The sequence below is a fragment of the Longimicrobium sp. genome (assembly GCF_036554565.1).
Lineage (GTDB): Bacteria > Gemmatimonadota > Gemmatimonadetes > Longimicrobiales > Longimicrobiaceae > Longimicrobium.
The window spans coordinates 1-7,278 of the sequence record NZ_DATBNB010000231.1 but is presented as its reverse complement, the minus strand read 5'-3'; the positions used below and the strand labels follow the sequence as shown (position 1 = coordinate 7,278).

Annotated in this window: 6 protein-coding genes; 4 read left to right on the top strand and 2 right to left on the bottom strand. The window is 70.7% G+C overall.

Translation table 11 applies throughout. The features are described 5' to 3' along the window. Positions 1-2,836: AAA domain-containing protein (locus VIB55_RS06310; protein WP_331875821.1), on the bottom strand; the 2,836-nt coding region annotated here is incomplete at its 3' end. Positions 2,837-3,514: 678 nt separating this feature from the next. Here VIB55_RS06310 and VIB55_RS06305 point away from each other — a divergent pair. From VIB55_RS06305 to VIB55_RS06290, 4 genes are read left to right on the top strand one after another with little or no spacing between them, the layout of a single operon-like run. Next, a complete protein-coding gene (locus VIB55_RS06305; protein WP_331875820.1) occupies positions 3,515-3,829 on the top strand; it encodes a FeoA family protein in 315 nt (104 codons plus the stop codon). 4 nt (positions 3,830-3,833) lie between these two features. Beyond that, complete coding sequence (locus tag VIB55_RS06300; protein ID WP_331875819.1) at positions 3,834-4,055, top strand: FeoA family protein; 222 nt, start codon at positions 3,834-3,836, stop codon at positions 4,053-4,055. Between the two features lies 1 nt (position 4,056). After that, positions 4,057-6,237: a ferrous iron transport protein B gene (feoB, locus tag VIB55_RS06295; RefSeq protein WP_331875818.1), complete on the top strand. Its 2,181-nt coding sequence runs from the start codon at positions 4,057-4,059 to the stop codon at positions 6,235-6,237. Between the two features lie 25 nt (positions 6,238-6,262). Beyond that, positions 6,263-6,406: a hypothetical protein gene (locus VIB55_RS06290; protein WP_331875817.1), complete on the top strand. Its 144-nt coding sequence runs from the start codon at positions 6,263-6,265 to the stop codon at positions 6,404-6,406. Positions 6,407-6,512: 106 nt separating this feature from the next. Here VIB55_RS06290 and VIB55_RS06285 read toward each other — a convergent pair. After that, positions 6,513-7,278, bottom strand: a 766-nt coding sequence (locus tag VIB55_RS06285; protein WP_331875816.1) for an ABC transporter substrate-binding protein, incomplete at its 5' end; no start/stop codon positions are given.

Genomic DNA, 7,278 nt, shown 5'->3' with positions numbered 1-7,278 from the left:
CGACGACCACGGGCATGCCATGCGCAACGGCGGCGTCCAGCTCCCTCGGGAGATGCTCGTCGCGGATCACGTCGACGTCCAGCCCCGCCAGGTCCTCGTCGGCCTCGCTCCCCCGCCCCGCCAGCTTTACGGCGCGCAAGGGCGACTCGATGCCGGCCGACTCGAGTTCGCGCGCCACCTTCGCCAACACGTTGACGATGGCGCGATGTGTGGCCGCGGTCACCAGCATCCGCAGCGGGCGCCCGGCCCGGCGCGCCGCCGCCGCCATCCCGATGAGCATCCACGCGAGCAGGTACGTCTTTCCCGTGCCCGGCGGACCCCAGACGACACTGACCGCACGCTCGAACACCGCCCGCCACGCGGCTTCCTGCTCGGAATTCAGCGCATAGCCGCGGTTTGCCAGCGCTGGGGCGATCGCATCCGCCCAGCCGGCGTCCGCGTCCATCGGAGCGACCCAGTCGGGCGGCACGGTCCCGTGCAGCGCACCCAGCACGAACTCGCTCTGCCCGGCGCCGTCGGCGAGGGCGCGCAGGCTGGCGACCACGCGGCGTGTGTTGAAGTCCACCGAGGCGCGGTCCAGGACGCAGACGCGGTCCAGGTCCAACAGCGGCGCGCCGGCGAGGCGGTCCTTCTCCAGCTTTGCCCACGTAGAGTCCGACGCCAGCGTGACCCGGGGCGGCGAGGCGGCGAGGTCGTAGTCGATCAGCTCTACCATCAGCTTGCGGCGGAGCCAGGGCTTTACGTCCGTTTCCGCCAACGTGCGCGCATCGTCGTTCGTCAGCACGAGGGCGAAGTCGCCGGGGCGGAACTTGGCCTCGCGGCAGGCCTCGTCGAACTCGAACACGGCGTGGCCGTTGGGCAGCACCTGCACCTTGTTGAGGCCCGCAATGCACTCGAAGCGCCGCGCGCGGTCCGCCGTGGGCAACGCGTGAAGCTGCCGGATGGAAACCGTTTCCTCCGCCGCCTCGGCCAGGGTGAATAGGCGAAGCTGCTCCAGTGTCGGGTTCTGGATGGGCCCCGCGCCGTCCGCCGCCGCGCCGAAGCCCGCGTCCAGCCGCAGCATGGGATCGCGCCGCTTGGCCGCATGGTCGCGGATGGCGCGGATCACCGAATCCACACCGGCCAGCTTGGATTCCACCGTGCGGACGATCTCGGCGCGCACCTCACCGGGCGCCTGGACCGCTCCCCCCGCGCGGTGCGGGCGCGCGTTCCACACGTTGTGGATGCGCTCGAACGCCACCTGGCTGCTCAGCGGCCAGCCGTAGTCGGCGCGTGGGGCGTGCGTCCACGCGGCTTGCACGGGCGTCAGCGCGCCGGAGACGCCCGCCAAGTCCCAAGCGTAGGGCACCGGCAAGGCGAAGAGCTCGGAAACCACGTCCAGCACCACCGTCCCAGGCGGCGCCGCGCCCCCGTCGCCGGGAAACAGGATGCGCGCGATGCCCGCCATCCCGGGCTGCGTTCCCGGATCTCCCAGGTGCCGCTGCAGGCAGTCGCGCAGCAGCTCGGCCTCGCCGCGGTCCCACAGGTAGAAGTGGACCGGACGCGGTGCCCGTCCCGAAAGCAAGCCATCCTCCCGCTGCTCCGCCTCCGCCCGCGCGACCACCGCCCCGGCGCGCAGGAGGAAGCGACCGAGCATCTCGCGTTCGGCGGCCTCAGTGCCCGCCTCTGACACGAATACTTCGGCGGCGCCGCGGAGTGAGTCACCCTGTCCGGCACGCAGGCCCAGCGCGAACACCGTCCCGCTGACCGGATCGCCCTCGGCGGAGAGCAGCACGCGGACGCGCTCGGCCACCGGCATGCGAAAGCTCTGCTTCTCCGCCGGAACCAACTTCTGGTAATCCAGCGCCTGCACGCGCTTCTTGAGGGTGGATTCCGCCGATTCCAGGGCGTGGCAGCCAGCGTAGACGCCCTTCCGGAACTCGGCCTTACGAAGCTCGCGAACGGAGCGGATGCCACGCGCCCGCAATTCGCGCCCGGCGAGCGGGGTGAGGCCCACCACGCGACTGAGCCGGTCGCCGCGATCCGCCTCCGCGCGGCAGTGGTGGAAGAACGTGCACGACGTGCAGCGCGGCCGGAGATGCCAATCCACGTCGGCAGGGGAGGCAGCGGCGACGCGGGGCAGCTCGTCACGAAGGAATTCCTCGACGTGGTGGCGGTACGCGGCCAGGGAAAACCGCTTCGGCCCACGCGAGCCGCGGGTCCACAGCCATCCCCACCGCGTCTCCACCGAGGCATCGATCCCCTCCGCACGGCAGATCTCCTCGAGCAGCACCGTGTAGAACGCCACCTGCGCATAGTGCTGCAGGGTGCCCTCGCGGCTCCACTTGATATCGGCAACGCCCAGCATCAGCCGCCCGCGCCTGTCTCGGCCGATGCGCACCAGGTCCGGCTGGGCGGGCGCGATCTCCACCGCCTCCGGAAAGCCGAAGCGCGCCGCAAACGCTGCCGTGTCCACGATGCGCAGCTCCGGCTGCACAATCCACAGGCAGTCGCCGGGATCGCGCAGCGCATCCACAAGCGCCTCGTACGGCAGCCGCGCGGCGGTGCCCCGCTCGTCGCGCCCCGCGAACCGCACGCGGCCGCCGTGCCGATCGATCAGCCGCTGCAGCGCGTGGCGCTCCCACCGCCGGCCCGCCTGCGTCAGCAGCCCCATCCCGGGACGCTGGCCGACGAGCGGGCCGCGCGACGGATCGGCGTTGGGCGCGGGCACCTCGCCGCCGCGAAGGGCGCGCGGCACCATCTCCCACCGCAGCTGACGATCGCAGCTGAAGCGGAAGTACTGGGAGACGAGGGTGCCGGTCAGCCGGAGGTCGGCGATGGGACGGGCAACGGGCAAGTGCGTGAGTGCGTTAGTGCGGAACTACAAAGAGTGCGAGAGCAGGCGTTTCACGAACCGCGGTTACAGTGTGCGCATCGTACACCGCAGGCGCGGGGAGGGTCAAGCGGCATTCTGGAGGTTCGTGCGCGTCGGCGAGCGGCGCCCGCCTTGAGACCTGCATTTCGGCTGGCCCCGCGCACTCGACCCTGCGTGCAGTCCGCGAAGGCGGACTTCGTGATTTTCCAGCTGCGGTTTCAACCCCCGGGACGAAGACCGAGGCCTCGGCATCATTAGCCGCTGCCGCGCCCAGGCTTGTACGTGGCCGTTGAAGATCCTTCGGCCCCCGAAGGTTCTGCTGCGCGCAAGGTCGGCGCGCCTGGGCCTCAGGATCACAAATTGTGGCGCGGCAATGACTTGGACGCGCCCCCAATCTGAAGTGTACACCCTCTCCCGCTTGCGGGAGAGGGTGGCACGCGTGTCAGCGCGGCCGGGTGAGGGCCCCACGGCAGCCGAGGCCCCGGCTTCCGTGTCCGCTGCCGCGCCCGGGCTGGTACGTGTCCGCGGCAAGATCCTTCGGCCCGCGAGGTCTGTGCTGCGGGCGAACCCAGTGCGCATGGGCCTCTGGATGACATACCACGCTCGCACTCCAGCAATGTCTTGCGTTTCCGCCGGGCCGTGCCTATCTTCGACAGCCGGTTGAAACTGATTCTCACCCGCAGCTACTCACGCTGGCTGATGCTCTCGCGCTTGTTCCGGAAGAAGGCGGCCCCCGAGGCCCCGTGCGTCGAGTGCCCGCTGGCCGCCTGCGCCACCGGCTGCAAGGCGTCGGTGCTGCGGATGGAGTGCCCCATCGACGACGCGCACCGGCTGCGCGGCATGGGGCTGTTCGAGGGCACCTGCGTGCAGGTGATCGACTCGCGCAACGGCATGCTGCTGGAGGTAAAGGGCTCGCGGCTGGCGCTGGGCGAGGGCCTGGCGTCGGCCATCAAGGTCCTGCCGCTGGCGTCCTGACCGGGTGAAGAAGCTGTCGGACCTGTCCCCCGGCGACCGCGGGCGGGTAAAGAAGATGGGCGGCGAGCCCGAGGCGCTGCGCCGTCTGATGGAAATGGGGCTGATGCGCGGCACCGCCGTCGAGGTGGTGCGGCGCGCCCCGCTGGGAGACCCGCTGGAGGTGAAGGTGCGCGGGTTCATGCTGACGCTGCGCCGAAGCGAGGCGGAGCACATCGAGGTGGAGTAGGATGCAAGAGGCCGCGGTCGGAGCCATTCCGGCGCCCCCCGCACCCTCGCCCGCGGAAGCACCGCGCGGCGGGGGTGTGCTGCATGTGGCGCTGATCGGCAATCCCAATACAGGCAAGAGCACGCTGTTCAACGCGCTGACCGGCATGCGGCAGCGTGTGGGCAACTATTCCGGCGTCACCGTCGAGCGCGTCGAGGGCCGGTACCGCGACGACCAGGGCGCCGTCACCATCATCGACCTTCCCGGCACGTACTCCCTCTCGGCCAGCTCGCCGGACGAGGAGATTGCGCTTGCCGTGCTCACCGGCCACGCCCCGGGCATCGACCGCCCGGACGTGGCCGTCGTCGTGCTGGACGCGGCCAACCTGGAACGCAACCTGTTCCTGACTTCGCAGGTGCTGGAGCTGGGCCTTCCCACCGTCGTCGCCCTCAACCAGGTGGATGCGGCGGAGGCCGCCGGGCTGCGCATCGACGCGGTGGAGCTCACGATGGAGCTGGGCGCGCCCGTCGTTCCCATCGTCGCCACGCGCGGCGAGGGGCTCGACGTGCTCAAGTCGGCCATCCGCAAGGCGCCCGGGCTGGATCGCCCCGAGCGCCGGTTCGAGCTTCCCGCCGAGGCCGCCGCCGCACTGAAGCCCGTCGAGCAGGCGCTGGTGGATGCCGGCTTCAACGCCTCCGCCGCGTCGATGGAGGCGCTCCGCCTGCTCGCCGTCCAGCACGTGGGCAAGCACCTGTCCGGCGTTCCCGGGCTGGAGCCCGCCGTCGCCACGGCACGCGCCGAGGTCGAAGCGGCCGGTCTGATGCCCACGAGCCTGGAAGCCGAGTCGCGCTACGGGTGGATCGGCGGCGTCGTCGACAGCTGCGTCACCCGCGCCGGGCAGTCGGGCCGGACCATTACGGACCGCATCGACGCCGTCGCGCTCCATCGCGTGGGCGGGCCGCTGGTGTTCATCGCCCTGATGGCGCTCGTCTTCCAGTCCATCTTCACCTGGGCCGAGCCGATGATCGGCCTGGTGGAGGGGCTGTTCGGCATCATTTCCTCGGCCGTGGGCGGCGCGATCCCGGAAGGCGACCTGAACAGCCTGCTGGTGGAAGGCGTGATCGCCGGCGTGGGCTCGGTGCTGGTGTTCCTTCCGCAGATCGTCATCCTGTTCCTCTTCATCGGTATCCTGGAGGACACGGGATACATGGCGCGGGCGGCGTTCATCATGGACCGCTTCATGAGGAGCGTGGGGCTGCACGGGCGCAGCTTCATCCCCCTGCTGTCGGGATATGCGTGCGCGGTGCCAGGAATCATGGCTACGCGAACCATCGAGAGCCGCAAGGACCGGCTGGCCACCATCATGGTGCTGCCGCTGATGAGCTGCTCGGCGCGCATTCCCATCTACGCGCTGCTGATCGGCACCTTCATCCCGCCGGTGGTGGTGGGCGGCATCTTCAACCTGCAGGGCGTCACCCTGCTGGCGATGTACCTGCTGGGCACGGTGACGGCGCTCGTGGTGGCGTCGCTCTTCAAGCGCACGCTGCTGCGCGGCCAGGCGCGGCCCATGATCATGGAGCTGCCGCCCTACCGCCTTCCGCGGCTGAAGAGCCTGGCGCTGTCGGTGGGCCACCGCGCCAGCTTGTTCCTGAAGAAGGCCGGCACCGTCATCCTGTCGCTGACGATCATCCTCTGGGCGCTGGCCACGTATCCGCGCACGGAGCCGGCGCCGGGGATGACGGACCAGCAGGCGCAGGAGGCGCAGCTCGCCAACAGCGCCCTGGGCCGCGTGGGGCACGCCATCGAGCCGCTGGTAAGGCCGCTGGGGTACGACTGGAAGATCGGGGTGGGCATCGTCAGCTCGTTCGCGGCGCGCGAGGTGTTCGTGTCCACCATGGGCACCATCTACGGCGTGGGCAGCGATGCGGACGAGGGATCGTCGTCCCTGCGCGAGCGGCTGCGCGGCGAGCGGCACGGGTCGAGCGGCGCCCTGGTCTACACGCCGCTCGTGGCAGTGGGATTGATGGTGTTCTACGTGTACGCCATGATGTGCATGAGCACCATCGCCGTGGTGGTGCGTGAGACGGGCGGCGGATGGACGGGCGTGCGCTGGGCCGCCTTCCAGTTCGGGTGGATGCTGGCCCTGGCGTACGGAAGCGCCCTGCTGGTGTACCAGGGCGGGCGCCTGCTCGGCTGGGGCTGAACGCTGAACGAGGGATGGATTGCAGATGCAGACGCTGATCGTTGCGCTGATCGTGCTGGCCGCGGTGCTGTTCGTGGGCAACCGCTGGCGGCGCACGCTGATGTCCGCCCGCGTGCCTTCCGGTGGAGGGGAGCCGGGCTGCGGCACGGACTGCGGCTGCGGAAAGTAGCCGCGGTCGCCGAGTCCCTGACGCGAAGAAGCCCTCTCCCGGGTACGTGGGAGAGGGCTTCTTTCGTTCAGCTGACGTCGAAGAACGTGTTTCTCGTTCTTGGCCGCTACTGCCTGCCGGCCGTCACCAGCTGCCCGCCGCGGACGACGCCCACCGACACTTCCTTGCCGCGCACGTCGCCCATCTCGTCGAACTCGATGAGCCCCGAAACGCCCTGGTGCCCCTCGCGCCCGTTGCCGATAGACGCCACGTAGTCGCGGATCGCCTTGCGGTCGGTGCCGGCGTGCTCGATGGCCGCGCTCAGCAGGTACATGACGTCGTAGGTCATCGCCCCGCGGTGATCCGGCAGCTTCTGCGTGCGCTGGCGGTAGCTCGTCACGAACCGCTGCGCCTCCGCGGCCGGGCGGTCCGGGAGGAACGCCGAGCTGACGAACACCCCCTCGGCCACCGGCCCCGCGTCCTTGAGCCCCGTCAGGCCGTCGGACCCCAGGATGGGGCCCGTGTACCCCAGCCGCCGCGCCGCGGCCACGATCTTGGCGCCCGCCTCGGCCTGCCCGCCGATGACCAGCGCGTCCGCGCCGCGCCGGATGGCGCGCGAGAGATACGGATCGAGCTCGTCCCCACGCGTCAGCACGCCGGGCAGGTACGGGTCGGCCGTGACCACCGCGCCCCCGCCGGCCTGGAAGGCGCGCTCGAAGGTAGTCCGCACGCCCTGCCCGTAATCGTCGTTGGCGTACAGAACGGCCGCGCGGCGGCGCCCCAGCCGCTGCGCCGCCCACTGGGCCAGCGCCGGCGAAAACTCCAGGTCGGTGGGCGTCACCCGGAACGTCCACTCCCCCGCCTCGCGCAGCGCCGGGCTGCTGGACGCGGGG

Excerpts from the sequence above, each read along its gene's own strand:
- VIB55_RS06290 (WP_331875817.1), top strand. The coding sequence starts at position 6,263 with ATGCAGACGCTGATCGTTGCGCTGATCGTGCTGGCCGCGGTGCTGTTC.
- feoB (WP_331875818.1), top strand. The coding sequence starts at position 4,057 with ATGCAAGAGGCCGCGGTCGGAGCCATTCCGGCGCCCCCCGCACCCTCG.